The sequence below is a fragment of the candidate division KSB1 bacterium genome (assembly GCA_024655945.1).
GTDB lineage: Bacteria > Zhuqueibacterota > Zhuqueibacteria > JANLFK01 > Oleimicrobiaceae > Oleimicrobium.
In genome coordinates, this window is sequence record JANLFK010000018.1 from 15,336 (window position 1) to 31,621 (window position 16,286).

13 protein-coding genes are annotated in these 16,286 nt (G+C 61.6%); 12 read left to right on the forward strand and 1 reads right to left on the reverse strand.

Features of this window, described 5'->3' with window-relative positions; translation table 11 throughout:
- Window positions 1–19: 19 nt before the first annotated feature.
- From NUW13_15565 to NUW13_15605, 9 genes are all read left to right on the forward strand, one after another.
- Entirely contained in the window at window positions 20–535 is a 516-nt protein-coding gene (locus tag NUW13_15565; GenBank protein MCR4440427.1) for a DUF6512 family protein, read from the forward strand.
- A 132-nt stretch (window positions 536–667) separates the two neighbouring features.
- Window positions 668–904, forward strand: coding sequence for a hypothetical protein (locus NUW13_15570; GenBank protein MCR4440428.1), 237 nt, complete (start codon window positions 668–670; stop codon window positions 902–904).
- Window positions 905–943: 39 nt separating this feature from the next.
- The gene (locus tag NUW13_15575; protein MCR4440429.1) at window positions 944–2,974 is read left to right on the forward strand and encodes a DEAD/DEAH box helicase; all 2,031 of its coding nucleotides are present in this window, start codon (window positions 944–946) and stop codon (window positions 2,972–2,974) included.
- Window positions 2,975–3,460: a hypothetical protein gene (locus NUW13_15580; GenBank protein MCR4440430.1), complete on the forward strand. Its 486-nt coding sequence runs from the start codon at window positions 2,975–2,977 to the stop codon at window positions 3,458–3,460.
- A gap of 121 nt (window positions 3,461–3,581) precedes the next feature.
- A complete protein-coding gene (locus NUW13_15585; protein ID MCR4440431.1) occupies window positions 3,582–4,574 on the forward strand; it encodes a hypothetical protein in 993 nt (330 codons plus the stop codon).
- Window positions 4,575–4,610: 36 nt separating this feature from the next.
- Window positions 4,611–5,339, forward strand: coding sequence for an N-6 DNA methylase (locus NUW13_15590; protein ID MCR4440432.1), 729 nt, complete (start codon window positions 4,611–4,613; stop codon window positions 5,337–5,339).
- Window positions 5,282–6,304 (forward strand): BREX-1 system adenine-specific DNA-methyltransferase PglX, encoded by a 1,023-nt coding sequence (locus NUW13_15595; GenBank protein ID MCR4440433.1) that lies wholly within the window; start codon window positions 5,282–5,284, stop codon window positions 6,302–6,304. Before NUW13_15590 ends, NUW13_15595 begins: the two co-directional genes overlap by 58 nt.
- A gap of 44 nt (window positions 6,305–6,348) precedes the next feature.
- Complete coding sequence (locus NUW13_15600; protein ID MCR4440434.1) at window positions 6,349–7,287, forward strand: hypothetical protein; 939 nt, start codon at window positions 6,349–6,351, stop codon at window positions 7,285–7,287.
- Window positions 7,284–8,309: an ATP-dependent helicase gene (locus NUW13_15605; protein ID MCR4440435.1), complete on the forward strand. Its 1,026-nt coding sequence runs from the start codon at window positions 7,284–7,286 to the stop codon at window positions 8,307–8,309. Before NUW13_15600 ends, NUW13_15605 begins: the two co-directional genes overlap by 4 nt.
- A 609-nt stretch (window positions 8,310–8,918) precedes the next feature.
- Here NUW13_15605 and NUW13_15610 read toward each other — a convergent pair.
- Complete coding sequence (locus tag NUW13_15610; protein ID MCR4440436.1) at window positions 8,919–9,053, reverse strand: hypothetical protein; 135 nt, start codon at window positions 9,051–9,053, stop codon at window positions 8,919–8,921.
- An 806-nt stretch (window positions 9,054–9,859) separates the two neighbouring features.
- Between NUW13_15610 and NUW13_15615 the strand changes: the two genes are divergently transcribed.
- The 3 genes from NUW13_15615 (at window position 9,860) to NUW13_15625 (ending at window position 16,284) form a co-directional block, all read left to right on the forward strand.
- A complete protein-coding gene (locus NUW13_15615; GenBank protein ID MCR4440437.1) occupies window positions 9,860–11,200 on the forward strand; it encodes an ATP-binding protein in 1,341 nt (446 codons plus the stop codon).
- A gap of 9 nt (window positions 11,201–11,209) precedes the next feature.
- Window positions 11,210–13,162, forward strand: a complete 1,953-nt coding sequence (locus NUW13_15620) for a DEAD/DEAH box helicase (GenBank protein ID MCR4440438.1) — start codon at window positions 11,210–11,212, stop codon at window positions 13,160–13,162.
- A gap of 98 nt (window positions 13,163–13,260) precedes the next feature.
- Window positions 13,261–16,284: a DUF1998 domain-containing protein gene (locus tag NUW13_15625; protein MCR4440439.1), complete on the forward strand. Its 3,024-nt coding sequence runs from the start codon at window positions 13,261–13,263 to the stop codon at window positions 16,282–16,284.
- The last annotated feature ends 2 nt before the right edge of the window (window positions 16,285–16,286 follow it).

Genomic DNA, 16,286 nt, shown 5'->3' on the forward strand with positions numbered 1-16,286 from the left:
AGGGCAGGAGGTGACCGAGATGAACAGCTCCTTGAAGGCGCTCATCTACCTGGTTCTGTTCTCTGTGCTGCATTTCCTCTACGACTTGACGCACTGGGCCGTCCTCATCCCCTTCTGTGGCACCAATGAATCGGTGTTTCAGCACCTGAAGATGGCGTTTTGGTCTTATCTTGGGGCCAGCGCCATCGAGTATGCCGCCAGCAAGAGGCGAATACGCGAAATGGAGGCCTTTTGGTATTCACGATTGCTGGCAACGGTTGTCGTGCCCTGGCTGGTCTTTCTGATTTGGTATCTGGGCCCGGCTCTTTGTGGGAAGCTCGAGCGTCTGCCCGTGGAGCTCCTCTGGGCGCTGGCAGTTACCTACATCTCCGGCGTCATGGGTGGGGTGTTGGAGAACCGGCTCGTGGGAGATAAGCCCACGGTCTCTTTCAAGGTGCTGGTGGTCGTTTTGGCGGTCGTGTCCGCCTTGCTCTATGTGCGCTTCACCTACAAGTTACCGTGCATAGACCTCTTTGTCGACCCGGCGGGGTTGTGAAAAACGCGATCCCCTTGGGGGCGCCAGGCCAGGGGCGAGGCCTTGGGATGAGCTGCCCGCCTCCTCGGCCGATAGAACCTGCCCTGACCTGGGTCAAGTGGCGAGCCGGGCGATTGTCGTGGAGACTGGTGCATGAATCCGGGAACGATTGTGCGCTGCCGCAATCGCGATTGGGTGCTGCTACCCAGCGATGGGGAGGTGATTCGCTTGCGACCGCTTGCGGGGGCCACCGAGGAGGTGGTGGCCATTCATCGCGCCTTGAGCAACGAGGTTGCCTCCGCCATACCGGAAGAGCGAGTTGAGCCGTCGCTCTTCCCGCCGCCGACCCAGGCAGACCTGAGCGACGCCGCAAGCGCCCACCTGCTCTGACAGGCTACCCGCCTGGCGCTGCGCGAGGGGGCCACCCCCTTGCGCTCCTTGGGCCGCATCTCCATTCGGCCGCGTGTCTATCAGTTCGTGCCGCTGCTCATGGCCCTGCGCCTGGACCCGGTGCGCTTTTTCATCGCCGATGACGTAGGCGTGGGCAAAACCATCGAGGCCTTGCTCGTGGCCCGCGCACTGCGCGACCGCGGCGCAATTGGCAGTTTCTGTGTGCTTTGCCGGCCGTATTTGTGTGAGCACTGGGAGGCGGAACTGCGCACGAAATTCAACCTCGAGGCAGCAGTCGTTCGTTCCGGGACGGTGGGGAGCCTGGAGCGGCGCGTGCCACGGGGCAGGACTATCTACGAGCACTTCCCAATTCTCGTCATCAGCCTCGATTGGGTGAAGAGCGACCGCAACAAGCACCTCTTCCTGCGCTTCTGCCCAGACCTGGTTATCGTCGACGAGGTGCACGGTGCCGCCGAGGCCGCCGGACGCAGCCGCAACCAGCAGGAGCGCCACCGCCTCCTGTGTGAAATTGCCGAAGATCCCCGGCGCCACCTTATCCTGCTGACCGCCACACCGCACAGCGGCATCGAAGAGGCGTTCCGCTCGCTCCTCGGCCTGCTGAGACCGGAGTTTCGCCACTGGAACCTGTCCGAGCTCTCCGAACCGCAGCGCAGCGAGCTTGCTAAGCACTTTGTGCAGCGCACCCGCAAGGACATTGAACAAGGCTGGGACGGTCAGCGCTGCTTCCCAGGGCGCGATTCCTCGGACTTGACCTACCAGCTTTCGGCCCCTTATCGCCAGCTTTTTACCCAGACGTACCACTTCTGTTCCGAGATCGTGCGCAGCGGTGCGAACTTGGAACAGCTTAGGCGCAGGGTACGGTATTGGGCGGCGTTGGCCCTTCTCCGTTGCGTGATGTCCAGCCCGGCGGCAGCGCTGGCCGCTCTGGAGGCGCGTGCCAAGAGACAGGGGGAGAGGGAACCAGACAGCGAAGAAGAGGGCGAATTCAGCCCATCGGTGTTCGAATCCGACGTCGACCGCACCGACGATGAGGTTCCGATCCCGCCAGTGGCGGCAGCGGAACAGACGCTCCAGGAGGATGAACGTCGCAAACTGCGCGAGCTTAGCCGCCTTGCCCAGGCTCTGCACAGCTCGCAAGAGGACACCAAGCTCGCCCGCTGCCAGGAGGCTGTAGGCCGCCTCGTCGCCGAAGGTTTTCACCCCATCGTCTGGTGCCGTTATGTGGCCACCGCCGAGTATGTGGGCGAGCACCTGCGCAAGGTCCTGCCTGAGGAAGTGCAGGTGGTGACCATCACCGGCCGCATCGGCGACGACGAGCGCGAGGCACGCATTAGGGAAATCGAGCCCGATCGCCCGCGCGTTCTGGTAGCCACAGACTGCCTGAGTGAAGGGATCAACCTCCAAGACAAGTTCAGCGCGGTGATGCACTATGATTTGCCCTGGAACCCCAACCGGCTGGAACAGCGAGAGGGCCGGGTGGACCGCTATGGCCAGACCTGCCCGCGGGTGAAAGCCATCCGCTTCTACGGCCAGGACAATCCGGTTGACGGCGTCCTTATCGACGTGCTGCTGAACAAGGCGCGCCAAATCCGCCAGACCCTCGGCACGCACGTCCCGGTGCCGGAGGAGAGCGAGAGCGTCATCGAGGCAGTGCTGAATGCCCTCTTTTTCCGGCGAAGGGCACTGGACAAGCCCGCGCAACTGCGGCTTTTCGAGCTCGAGGACGTAACCGCCCTGCACCATACATGGGACCAGGAGGCCGAACGAGAGCGCATCAATCGCACGCGCTTTGCTCAGCGGGCGCTGAAGCCGCAGGAGGTGCAAAGGGAACTGGAGGCCACCGATAGCGTCCTGGGTGACCCCGAAGCGGTGCGTACCTTCGTGCTCGCCGCTGCCCAGCGCCTCGGTCTGGCCATTGCCGAGGACAAGAGGGTGCCTGACGTGTTCCGCATCAGCATTGCCCCAGAGAGCACGCAGAGATTGCCGGACGCCATCCGTTTTGCCCTGCCCGAGCCGCCCAAAGGCAGCACCCGCTCCAGACCGCAATAGGTGGTGAGCTTCACCTCGCCGACACCCGAAGGCGCCGAATACCTTGGCGGCAACCACCCCTTTGTGGCAGCATTGGCCCGCTACTTAGTGGAAGAGGCCCTGGGCAGACAGGGCGCCGCCGCCGCTGCCCGCTGCGGCGTAATGCGTGCAGGGGCAGTCTCTCACCTGACGAACCTCTTGCTCCTCCGCGCGCGCTACCTCCTTGAACAGACCGACAGAGCGCCGCTGTTGTCGGAAGAAGTCCTGGTTCTCGGCTATCGTGCGGGCGGCACCAAAGAGCCGCAATGGCGGGACAACAACGACGCGCTGCGGCTGTTGGTCGAGGCCAGGCCCGATGCCAACGTGCCCATGGCGGAGAAGCGCGAGCTGGTGCGTGCTGCTCTGGCCCAGATAGGCGAGTGGCCAAAAGAAGGTGCCGATCTGGAGCAAGCCAGCGCAATCCAGCAGCATGTGGGCCAGGTGCTCACCCTGCGCGCCCAGGCATGAGCAGAAAGCCACAAGCGTATTCTACACGCCGCAGGGCAACCGTGCGCCGCGCGTTCGTCGTGAAGCCGTTTTTGCCACCGGACCTTCTGGGACTGTTGGTCTTGCAACCCTTGGTGAGGTCATGAGAGCATTTCCTGCCATTCGCATCGAGGGTGGACTCTTCGGCCCGGACGTCTTGGAGCAGCTCCTGGCCGGCGAGCTGCCCGGCCAGCGCCCTACTGATTTTGCCATTGGCCGACGCCACCTCACCGATGAGATCGCCGCGGTGTTTGCCGATGCTCGCTCCCTGTGGGGCGTGTTCCAGCACCGCCTGGAGCGGTTACCTTCGTCCGACTTGGGCACTTCTGTGACCCGCGACGCCTGGGTCATCCCCTTTCTGGGGCTCCTTGGCTACGAGCTCCGCTACAACGCTCGCGCCTATGACGTGGACGGCCTCACCTTTGCCATTTCGCATCGGGCTGGCGAAAGCGAGGAGTCGCCGCCGGTGCACATCGTCGGCGCGCGCCAGGAATTGGGCCGGCTGGCCCCCGCCGGCCGCCCGCGCCTGGCGCCGCACTCCCTGGTGCAGGAGTTCCTCAACCGCACCGACCACCTGTGGGGCATCGTCACCAACGGCCTGACCCTGCGCCTGCTGCGCGACAGCACTTATGTGCGCCGCCAGGCCTACATCGAGTTCGACATGGCCGCCATTCTGGAGGAGCAGCACTTTCAAGATTTTGTGGCCCTCTACCGGCTGCTCCACCGCTCCAGGCTGCCCGAGAGTTTTGCCGATACCGACCAGTGCCTGCTCGAGCAGTACTACCGCTACTCCGTTGAACAGGGCGGTCGGGTGCGCGAGCGTCTCCGCGACGGCGTGGAGCAGTGCCTCACACGTCTAGCCGAGGGCTTTTTGAGGCACCCCCGCAGTGCGCGGCTCAGGGAACTGCTGTCGCCAGAGTACCATGGTAGCAACAAACTCCTCCCGCAGGACCTGTACCGGCAACTGCTCCGCCTCGTCTATCGCTTCCTCTTTCTCCTGGTTTCCGAAGACCGGGGCCTGATCAGCTCTGACCCCCTCTACTGCGAGCACTATGGCGTGGCCCGGCTCCGCCAACTGGTGGATCGACGAAGCTGATACACGGAAGACGACGACCTCTGGTGCTGCCTGCGCGTGCTCTGGAAGGTCCTCTCCGACGAGAAGTTGGCCGGTCTCCTCGGTGCTGCCCCTCTCAACGGGGAGTTGTTCGCCGAGCTGGACCTCGACGCCGCAACCATCAGCAATCGCGACCTGCTGGAGGCCTTCCGCTTCCTGGCCTACTACCAGGAGAGCGCATCGAGCCCACCGCGCCGCGTCAACTATGGCGCGCTGGATACCGAAGAACTCGGCTCGGTCTATGAGAGTTTGCTCGATTACTACCCGGCCGTGACCTCCGATGCCGCCGGGCGGCCGAGCTTCGAACTGAGGCCCGGCTCGGAGCGTAAATCCACCGGCTCCTACTACACGGCGCCAGAACTGGTGGCAGAACTCGTCCGTTCGGCGCTGGAACCGGTGCTGGCAGAGCGATTGAAGCAGGCCAAGACTCGTGACGACAAAGAAGAAGCCGTTCTCTCCCTGCGGGTGCTCGATCCTGCGTGTGGCTCTGGCCACTTTCTGCTGGCCGCCGCCCGCCGCTTAGGGAAGGAACTGGCGCGCATCCGCACCGGCGAGCAGGAGCCGACGCCGGAACAGGTGCGGCCTGCCACCCGCGACGTCATCGCCCGCTGCATCTACGGCGTGGACAAGAACCCGCTGGCCGTAGAGCTCTGCCGCTTGGCCCTCTGGTTAGAAGCCATTGCCCGGGTATGCCGCTCACCTTCCTCGGCCACCGCATTCGCTGTGGCGACTCACTTGTGGGTATGATCGACTTGGCACGCCTCAAAGAAGGGGTGCCGGACGAGGCGTATAGGCCGCTCTCCGGCGATGACCGCCAGGTGGCGCGCCAGGCGGCGCGGAGCAACCGCAACGCGCGGCAGGTGCATGAGCAGCAACTCGAGACGGCCTTGGACGACGGCCTGGGCCAGGAGCTGCAGGCCTATGCGATGGAGAGTAGCGAGCTGGCCAAGGTGAGCCAGGACTCGCTGGCGCGGGTACAGAGCGTCGAACAAATCTACCAGAATATGCGCGGCGGGGGCTCGTCGTACGAACGCCTGAAAAAGGCTGCCGACCTGTGGACGGCCGCGTTCTTCACGCCGCTGACCAAAGAAAACGTGACGCGTATCGCCATCACGCGTTACGTTCGCCAATGCATGGAGAACCCGCAGACGCCGGACGGCCGGGTGACTGGTGGGGCTGAGGGGCTGGCCACCGAACACGCCTTCTTCCACTGGCCGCTGGAGTTTCCGGAGGTCTTTCTCCCCTCTCCCTCTGGCAGAGCGCCCCGGGGTGAGGGGGCCGGCTTCGATGTCATCCTCGGCAACCCGCCCTTCATGGGCGGGCTGCGCATCAGCGGCAACTTCGGCGAACCCTACCGCAAGTGGCTGGAATATGCCTTTGCGCCCTTCGGCGGCACCGCCGACCTGTGCGCCGCCTTCTTCCGCCGCGCCTTCAGCCTGCTGCGCCGCGGCGGACGGCTGGGCATGATTGCCACCAACACCCTCGGCCAGGGCGACACCCGCGAAAGCGGCCTGGCGGTCATCCTCCAACAGGGCGGGCAGATACACTTTGCCCAGCGCTTCGTCAAATGGCCCGGCCAGGCCAGCGTCGAAGTCAACCTCGTCGCCCTGAGTCGCCCCCCTCTCCCTTTGGGAGAGGGGCTGGGGGTGAGGGCGCTCCCGTTCTCGACTGCCGCCTCGATGACCAGCCCGAACGCGAACCCGCCCGCCTGAAGCGCAACGAAGGCAAGGTATTTCAAGAGAGCATCGTATTGGGAATGGGTTTTGTGTTACAGCCTGAGGAAGCCGAACGATTACTTGCCCATAACCCGCGCCATGCCGACTGCCTCTTCCCCTACCTGAACGGCGAAGACCTCAACAGCCACCCGCAGCAGCAACCTTCGCGCTGGGTGATTAATTTTTTCGATTGGGATTTGGAACGCGCCCGCCAATACCCCGACCTGCTGCGCAGTGTGGAAGAGCGCGTGAAGCCAGAGCGCGAAAAACTGCGCGATTCCATTCCTACCCAAGCCAGACGCAAAAAATTCTGGTGGGAATATGGCTCTGCCGCAACACAACTCTATCAAGCCATCGCCCCCCTGCAGCGGGTACTGGTGCGAAGTCTTACGGGCGACAAACACGGAATGATATTTTTACCCAAGGGGCTTGTATATGACCAAACAATAATCGTTTTTGGTTTTGGCGATGATTACCACTTTGGATTATTGCAATCCAGTTTACACGAAACCTGGGTGTGGAAATACGGACCCACACTACGAACTGATAAACGTTATACCGTAAGTGCCTGCTTCGAGACCTTCCCCTTCCCGCCTGCCGAATACGCCGCGCCCCATTTAGCCGCCCTGCTAGCGCGGCCGCCCTTCGCCCGCGCCGCGCAGGTTGGGGGCGCCTATCACGAACACCGCCGCCAGGTCATGCTGGCGCGGGGCTTGGGCCTCACCAAAACCTACAACCTGTTCCACAACCCCGCCTGCCAGGATGACGACATCCGCCGCCTGCGCGAACTGCACGCCGAAATGGACAACGCCATCCTTGCCTGCTACGGCTGGGAAGATTTAAACTTGCAGCACGACTTCTACCAGAACGAACGCGGGCAGGTGCGCTTCATGCCCTCGGCAGAGGCAAGGCGGGAGAGCATTGTGCCGTTGATCGAATTGAATCAGCAAATTGCAGCGCGTAGTAGGAGGCAACCATGACTTGGCAAGACAACCTTACACCAGAACAACAACAGGCAGTGTCTTCAACTGGAGTGCATGCAAGACTTCTCGCCGGTCCAGGAACAGGCAAAACTCTCGTACTTACTCGCAGGATTCTCTATCTCGTGCATGACATAGGCGTAACTGCTAGCGACATTCTAACACTGACATTTACACGAGCTGCGGCTGCTGAGCTAAGACGGCGAATTACTAACGAGTTTGGTAATGGGGCAATGCCTCACATTTCTACATTGCACTCTTATGCCCTTAGTCTCATACTACAGCGGGGAGCGCGCGGAAAGCTTCCTACCCCGATTCGCATCGCCGATGATTTCGAGGAACGTTTCATTATCGAAGAGGATTTAAAACACATCATGGGTCTTTCGCGTGTAACTGAGGCGCGTGAACTTCTAAACCAACTTTCTGCTGATTGGGAAAGGTTGATTGCGGATGCAGATGGTTACCGCGCTCCCAATCCACAGTTCCATGGCGCATGGCAGGAACATAGGCAGATTTTTGGATATACCTTACGCGCAGAGCTGGTTTATCAGCTTAAGCACGCTCTTGAAGAAGGGATTGTCGGTATAGAGCAAAAACCCAAACACATTGTCGTTGATGAGTATCAGGATCTTGATCCATGTGACTTGGCAGTTAGCAAAGGCTTGACCGAACATGGTGCAGAGCTGTATGTAGCAGGAGATGATGACCAGAGCATATACGGATTTCGATATGCTGATCCAGAAGGCATTCGACGCTTTGACAAGGATTACACGCCCTCTGTCTCACTTGACCTCAAGGAATGCAAGCGGTGCGGCTCACAAATACTAGCTCTCGCTAATTACGTCGCTAATCAGGACCCCCGTCGTCTTCCCAAGACTATTGCTCCAGCCGCCGAGGTGCCTTCAGGTGAAGTTCACATTCTCAATTTTGCTAACCAGAGTAGAGAAGCTGACGCGATCGCGCATATATGCCAATGGCTTGTGACAGAGCAGAATATTCAACCTGAGCAGATTCTGATTTAGCTCAGGAGTGACCGAAACCGCGTTTTCTCCGATCCTATCCGTAAAAAACTCGAACAGCTTGGAGTACCTGTAAGCATAGCAGTTGACCCACTTGAGCCCGTAAACAGCAAAGAAGGACGTCAGTTCCTGAGTGTTTTGCGTCTGACAGCCAACGATAACGACCATCCCGCTTGGCGCACCCTGCTTATGTTACGAAGGAATAGCATAGGTGAAGAGAAGCTAAACACTCTCTATGCCTTACCTCGCAAGCAAGGTAAGAGATTTGCTGAGGCTATTTCTGCTGTAGTTTCCAATCCTGGTCTTCTGCCAGGATTTGGTCAATCATTTGTGCGAGAAGTGGAGAGCATACGACAAGCCGTCGCTGATGCCAAGACAACTGTCCAGTCTACCACTGGCCTGACAGATGCTATCAAGGAGATTGCTAACAAACACATTGCCAGCCAAGATGTGCGGCAAAAAGTGATAGCACTGTTTGAGCATGTTATCAATGCATATTCTGTCCGAGACATTATTGAACTTCTTCGCTCAATCAGTGTGTCCCTTGGTGATGCTGAGCAGGAACAACAAAGCAACGCTGTCAACATTATGACTATGCATCAAGCGAAGGGATTAACAGCTCAGGTAGTAATAGTTGTTGGTGCAGAGGAGGCCCAGGACGCCGCGCGCCTGGCGCTCTATCTCCGCCTTGCCGAGCCGAAACCGTTGCTTAGCATACTTCTGCTGCGTCCCGGATGTGCTTCCCATGAAGCTAAGCGGCAGGCGCTAGGCCCAGAGCGGCGGAGGCAGTCGCAAGACTCCTCGAGGACCAAAAGGGACAAGATCACGACCTTGCACTCAGAGCTGCTCAGCCTTTCGCATGTGCTCAACCCGCTCCTCCGGCAAGAGCAAGGGCGGCAAAACCTACGATTCACCCCCCGCAGAGGAGCCGAGGGGGCCACCAGGGGCCCCGAGTGGCTGTACAACTGTGTGGCCCCTCCAGTGGGGGTCATGCACGGTGGCCTGGACGTGGGGGTACTTTGCCGACGGAAGGTGGAATCGCTGGCGGCAGGAGTAGCTGAAGTGGTGCCGCCGGCGGGCAGCACGCGGTTGTGCCCGGCTCCGTGCGCCTATTCTGCCGCCCGAATGTTGTTGCTCGCGGGGCTCTCACCAGGCGAAAACCAGCCGCGGGCAATGCAAGGATCACGGCTCTTGGGAGGCGCGCGGCGGTACAGGTGGCCCTTGCTGGTCGGCACGACCTGGCAGGTTGCAGTGCCCGGCGGTCTTTTCGCGGCAGTTGGTTGGTGTTGGGCACAGGGCAGCTGCGGACAGTTGCCCTGTGGCTGACATCGGCAAGGCCCGGGGGACTGCGGGTGGTACCCCCCTGCTGCGCCCTATGAGCGGGAAGGGCCGAGCGGTGAGCCACCCTTGCGGGCCTCCTGCTGATCTGGGACGGCTGACCAAAACGCCCGGGGAAGCATCCAGGCGAGGGAGGTTCGCAGGCGGCAGATTTCTCCTTCCCAGAAGGAGAAAAGTGCTTGATATTCGCCTTCCAAGAAGGTAAATTTAGACCGATGCGCTGGCAAGACACATCCTCCATCAGGGCGCGCCTGGCGCAAATGCTGAGCGATTCGTTGGTGGCGCCTTTGCCGGCGGCTACTCCGCGCCGGGTGCACACGCGGGTCTGGTTGCCCGGCAAGGCCACGGCGGTCATCGGCATGCGTCGGGCGGGCAAGACGACCTTTCTCCATCAGTTGCGGCGCGAACGCATGGAGCAAGGAGTGCCCCGCGAGCGCCTGCCCTACATCAACTTCGAGGACGAGCGGCTGGCCGGTATCGAAGCCAGCCGCCTGCACACGCTGGTTGAGGAGTACTATCGGCTGTTCCCCGCCTTCCGCGGCAGAGAGACGGTGAGTTGGTTCCTTGACGAGATCCACACGGTGCCTGGCTGGGAGCGTTTCGTGCGCCGACTCATCGATACCGAAAAGGTGGAAATCTGTGTGAGCGGTTCATCGGCGGCACTGCTGAGTCGGGAAGTGGCCACAAGCATGCGCGGCCGCGGCTGGGAGGTGGTCATCTATCCGTTCAGCTTCGCCGAGTACCTTTGTCACCATCAGCGCCCCGTGCCCAGTCGGTTGGACCTGTTGAGCTCTGTCGAGCGCTCTGAGCTTGACCATGCCTTGCGCGACTACCTGCGCGTTGGTGGTTTCCCCGAGGCGCAGGGGTTAGACGAGCCTGAGCGCTTTGCCCTGTTGCAGCAGTATGTGGACCTGGCCGTGCTCCGCGGCGTGATGGAGCGCCGTGGTCTGACGCAGGTGGTGGCCTTGCGCTGGCTGGTGCGGCACCTCTTGGGGAATCCGGGCGGGTCGTTCAGCGCGGAAAAGTTCTACCGCGACTTGAAATCACAAGGCATAGCGGTGTCGCGGGACACGCTGCACCAAATGGTCTCGTCGCTTGAGGATTGCTTTCTGGTGCGCATCTGCTGGCTGGACACCGCATCCGAGCGCCGGCGTATGGTGAACCCGCGCAAGGTCTATCCGGTGGACATGGGCCTGATTCCGGTCTTTGACCGCATGGGCAAAGCCAATGTCGGCCATGCACTGGAGACGGCAGTGAGAATTGAGTTGGAGCGCTGGGGGATGGAAGTGAGCTATGTGCGCACTGCCACTGGCGAGGAGGTAGATTTTGTGGCGCGCCGCCCCGGCGCCAAGCCCCATTTGATTCAGGTGTGCGCCGAACTGGCCAGTGCGGACACGGTGCAACGCGAGGTACAGGCATTGCAGGCTGCGGCCGCAGAGTACCCCGGGGCCAGTCTGCATCTGGTCACCCTTACCACCGACGCGCTGCCGGAGTTGCCTGCCCATGTTCAGGTTCATTCGGCAGCGCTGTGGTTGCTGGGCGAAATGCTTGGCTAAGGAGAACTCATGAACATCTTCGACCTTCATGAGGCGGTCCTGAGGGATTATCGTGACTTTGTCCGCTCGTTTCTGCTCATTGCGGACGCGCGGGCGCGCGCCTTTGTCGACGAGGCCTTTGACCGGGAAACGACCTTTTGGCCGGATCCGCTCGTGCAGGTGAGCCCGGCATACGCATCTGGGCCCACGGTGGACGAACTGCTGGCCGAGGGGTTGCTTGTGGCGGAAACCGCCCGCATCTTTCGCAACAAGGATGGTGCGCCATTCCTGCTCTACCGCCATCAGGAGATGGCCATCCGCAAAGTACAACGGGGTGAAAGCATCGTGGTCACCAGCGGCACCGGTTCGGGCAAGACACTCTGCTACTTCCTGCCGATCTTTGACAACCTGCTGCGGCAGGCGACTCGAGCTCCAGGAACGCCGGCGTTGGTCGTCTATCCCATGAACGCGTTGGTGAACTCCCAGCACGCCTCGCTGGAACGCCTCAAGGCCAAGTACGAAGAGCGCACTGGCCGGCGCTTTCCCCTCACCTTTGCCAAGTACACCGGCGAGACCCCCGATGACCAGCGCGAACAGATGCGCACGCAGCCGCCGCAAATTGTGCTCACCAACTATGTGATGGCAGAGCTGATGCTGGTGCGCCCAGAGGACGAGAGCTTGCTCCCTCGCGGAGGCGGTGCCCTGCGCTTCTTAGTGTTTGACGAATTGCACACTTATCGTGGCCGGCAAGGGGCGGATGTGGCCATGCTCATCCGACGCCTCAAGGAGCGTTGTGCAAGCACAAACCTGGTGCACGTAGGCACCAGCGCGACGATGGCAGCCCACCCGCAGGCCAGCCCCGAGGAGCGAAGGCAGGCCGTTGCTGACTTTGCGACGCGATTCTTCGGGCATCCGTTCACTGCGGACAACATCGTGGAGGAGACGCTGGAGCCCTTTACGCCGGGTGGCCCACCTTCCGCAGAAGAGCTGAAGCGGCGCCTGGCCCAGGGCCAAGGCCTGACAGAAGACCTGGAGGCATTTCGCCGGGACCCGCTGGTCCGCTGGGTGGAATACGAGATGGGGTTGGAACCCCTGGTGGAGGGTGGCCTGCGGCGGCGCATGCCGAGCTCCTTGAAGCAGACCGCGGCGCGACTCGCCGCGCTCGTGGACGCGCCTCAGCAGATCTGCGAGCAGCAGTTGCGCCAGGTGTTCGCGCGTGGCGGCGACCTGGTGCGCAAAGGAGGGGGGCGAGCATTGGCTTTCAAGTTGCACCAGTTCCTCGGACAGGGGCGAACCGTGTACGCGACACTGCAGGGCGCTGACCGCCGCGCATTCTCCCTTGAGGGACAGATTCAGGCAAGCCAGGGCCGCCTCTTTGTGCCCATCAAGTTCTGTCGCCACTGCGGGCAGGACTACTACCATGTGCTGCGCACCGCGGACAGCTTCTTCCCTCACCCGGTGGGGATCGCCAGCGAGGACCAGGAGGGGAAGCCTGGTTTCTTGATGCTCGCGCCACAGGAAGACTGGAGCGAGGATCTGCTCCCCGAAGAGTGGCGTTACCCGAACGGCAGGCTGCGCCCCACCTGGAAGGAGCGAGTGCCAACCCCACTGTGGGTCTTCCCGGGTGGGTCCTTTTCCGTCACCGCGGTCCCTGGGGCCCAGAAGATGTGGTGGCAGGGGGGTGGTTTTTACCTCTGTCTGAGTTGCGGCGAGTTTTACACCGACCGAGAACGGGAGTTTACCAAGTTAGCAACCCTTTCCAGCGAGGCGCGCTCCAGCGCAACGACGGTACTTGCCACTTCTCTGTTGCGCCATGCCGCACGCACAAAGGCCGCGCAGCAGAAGCTTCTCACCTTTACCGACAATCGGCAAGATGCCTCTCTGCAGGCGGGCCACTTCAACGATTTCGTGCAGGTAGGGCTCTTACAGGCCGCCTTGTACGCGCGCTGCGCAAGAGGAGCCCGCTGCGCTCCGACGAAGTAGCCGCGGCCGGGGTCCAGTGCTCCGGGCTGAGCATTCGCGACATTGCGCGCACACCGCAGTTGGAACCAGGGTCGCCGGCAGCGCGTGACGTCTGGGAGGTGTTTACTGATCTGACTGAATATCGCCTGTACGATGACCTGCGCCGTGGCTGGCGCGTGGTCCACCCGAATCTGGAGCAAGTGGGTCTGTTGCGCATCGAGTATCGCGGGTTGCAAGAGCTGTGCAGAAGGCCGGAGCTGTGGGAGTTCAGTCTGGCAATGGCCGCGTCTACCCCGGAAGAGCGTGAGGCAGTGCTCCGACCGGTGCTGGATCAGTTGCGCCGCAAGTTGGCAATCAGGGCCAGTGTGCTGGACAGAGACCGCCAGCGGCGGCTGCGTACCCGTGCGGAACAGCACCTCAATGAGTTTTGGGGCCTGGACCCAGAGCTCGACGAATTGCAGCAGGCGAGGCGTTTTGTGCTGCCGGGCTCCTCAAAACGGCAGGTGGAGGGTTTTTGGCTGGGGGTGCGCAGCACAATCGGCCGTTTCTTGCGCGCCCAATTGCACCTCGACGGGCAGGCGTACGCCGACTTTATCGCCAAGCTCCTTGACCTGCTCGTTGCCCATGGTCTGCTGGTCCGCTTGGACCCGGTGGACGACCACCAGTTCTTTCAGCTTGACGCGGCCTGCCTCATCTGGTGCTTGGGGGACGGCACACCGCCACCGCCGGATCCTATCTACGCCCGCCGTGCTCAAGGCGACTACTATCGTGAGGCGCGCTCCTTGGTTAACACCTTCTTCCAGCAGTTCTACCAACAAGAGGCGGCAGCGCTGGCTATGCTCCAGGCGAGGGAGCACACCGCGCAGGTGGTCAGGCCCGGCGAGCGAGAACGTCGAGAACGAAGGTTTCGCTGGGCAGAAGAGGACAGGAAAGAAGCGCCCACGCTGGGCCGTCGTCTCCCCTACCTGGTCTGCTCGCCGACCATGGAGCTGGGCGTAGACATCGCCGACCTGGAGATTGTGCATCTCAGAAACGTGCCGCCAACTCCCGCTAATTACGCGCAGCGCAGTGGTCGGGCCCGCAGACAGGGACAACCAGGCCTAATCCTCAGCTACTGCGGGGCCTTTAACACGCACGACCAGTACTTTTTCCACAGGCAGGCGGAAATGGTGGCCGGAAGCGTGCGGGCGCCCCGCCTGGACATCGCCAACGAAGCGCTGCTGAGATCTCACATCCACGCCCTCTGGCTTGGCTGCATCGGTCTGTCGCTGGGGAAATCCATCGAGTGCGTGATCGACATAGAGCAGCCGAACCTCCCGCTGGCGGAGAAGAAGGCGGCGCGGATCCGGCTCAGTATTACCGCTCGCGCCGATATCGCCGAACGAGTGCGTCGTATGGTCAGTGCCGACAGAGGGCTGTTAGCCACATCCGGATGGTTTGATGACTCATGGATAGACAGGGTTCTTGAACAGGCGCCTGAAGCTTTCAACAGGGCATTCGACCGCTGGCGCGAGCTGTACAGAGCGGCCAGGTGCCAGCTTGAGGCCGCACGCATTGACGAAGACCGCGCCCGGACCGCAGAGGGCCAGGCACAGGCTCGCAGAAGGCAGGACGAGGCACGTCACCAGCTGAATCTCCTTCTGCAGCGGGTGGTGGCGCGGGAAGAAGGAGACTTTTACCCCTACCGGTACCTGGCAAGCGAGGGCTTTCTGCCCGGCTACAACTTCCCTGCCCTACCGGTGCGGGCCTGGGTGCCACGAGGGGAAGGGGAATTCATCGCGCGCCCGCGCTTTCTGGCCATCCGTGAGTTTGCCCCGAACAATGTGCTCTTTCATGAAGGCGCAAAATGGGAGGTGGTGGCCTTCCAGAGCCCGCCGGGAGGCATGGACGAGCGCAGGAGCCAGAAGCGCTTCTGCTACACCTGCGGCGCCTACTGTGATGACGACCTTGACCTCTGCCCCGTGTGCCACTCCAGGTTCGATGCACAGAACAGTCTGGTGGCCACCGTGCTGGAAATGCCCAATGTGCGCACGCGTCGCCGCGAACGCATTACATCCGAAGAGGAGGAGCGACGTCGCCGCGGGTACAAACTGGAGGTTTTCTACCAGTTACCCATGCTCCCAGAGGGTTTGCGTTTCCTGCAGGCCGATGTAATAGCGGAGAACGAGACGTTGCTCCAACTCCTCTACGCGCCCGCAGCCACCCTCATGCGTATCAACCACGGGTGGTACGGTTCGGATCAACCTGGTTTTCTTGTAGACTTTGAGCCGGGCGAGGTGGTGTCAGCAAAGCCGGAGGAGAACGGGCAGCCGGCTCGTGTCCACCGCGTGGAAAATGTTCGCCTGGGTGTGGTAACTACCCAAAATGCCTTGCTTGTGAAGCTGGTGCGCCCAGACCTCCAGGGCGACCCAGCACTGGAAGCAACCCTCCAGTATGCGTTGGAACGAGGCATTGAACACGCTTATCAGTTGGAGGAGACGGAGCTCGGCGCGGAACGCATCGGACAGGGCGAGCACCGTTCCATCCTACTCTACGAGGCCACAGAGGGGGGATGCGGAGTCCTGAGGCGCCTCGTGGAGGAGCAAACGGCCTTAGCGGAAGTGGCAGAAGAGGCGCTCGCACGCTGCCATTTCGGCCCAGATGGAAGCGACCAAAAGCCAGACTGCGTGGCCGCATGCTACCAATGCCTGCTCAGTTTCGACAATCAGCACGAGGCACTGCTGCTCGATCGACGGCGCATTCGAGAATTGCTTGTCCAATTGGCGGCCAGTCGCACGTTAGTGCGTGCCGGCGAGCGCTCGCGCGAGGAACAACTCGCCTGGCTTCGTTCCGTGACCGACGCGCGCTCAGACCTCGAACGCCGGTTCTTGGATGTACTGGCCTCCGAACGCCTGCGACTGCCGGACGAGGCGCAAAAGAGCATCGCCGCGCCACGTTGCATCGCGGATTTCTTCTTTCGACCCAACATCTGCGTGTTCGCTGACGGTTCCGTGCACGACGATCCGGTGCAAAGGGACCGGGATGATGCGCTCCGAGCAGAGCTGCGGGCGCGGGGCTACCGGGTGGTGGTCATCCGCTACGATCGCGAAATCCGCGAGCAGATTAGCGAATACCCCGAAGTGTTCGGGCAGATTAGCCCTTAAGG

Coding starts and splice junctions, on each gene's coding strand:
- NUW13_15620 (MCR4440438.1), top strand. CDS start 11,210: ATGAACATCTTCGACCTTCATGAGGCGGTCCTGAGGGATTATCGTGAC.
- NUW13_15600 (MCR4440434.1), top strand. CDS start 6,349: ATGGGTTTTGTGTTACAGCCTGAGGAAGCCGAACGATTACTTGCCCAT.
- NUW13_15615 (MCR4440437.1), top strand. CDS start 9,860: ATGCGCTGGCAAGACACATCCTCCATCAGGGCGCGCCTGGCGCAAATG.
- NUW13_15565 (MCR4440427.1), top strand. CDS start 20: ATGAACAGCTCCTTGAAGGCGCTCATCTACCTGGTTCTGTTCTCTGTG.
- NUW13_15605 (MCR4440435.1), top strand. CDS start 7,284: ATGACTTGGCAAGACAACCTTACACCAGAACAACAACAGGCAGTGTCT.
- NUW13_15570 (MCR4440428.1), top strand. CDS start 668: ATGAATCCGGGAACGATTGTGCGCTGCCGCAATCGCGATTGGGTGCTG.
- NUW13_15585 (MCR4440431.1), top strand. CDS start 3,582: ATGAGAGCATTTCCTGCCATTCGCATCGAGGGTGGACTCTTCGGCCCG.
- NUW13_15595 (MCR4440433.1), top strand. CDS start 5,282: ATGCCGCTCACCTTCCTCGGCCACCGCATTCGCTGTGGCGACTCACTT.
- NUW13_15610 (MCR4440436.1), bottom strand. CDS start 9,053: ATGGGAAGCACATCCGGGACGCAGCAGAAGTATGCTAAGCAACGGTTT.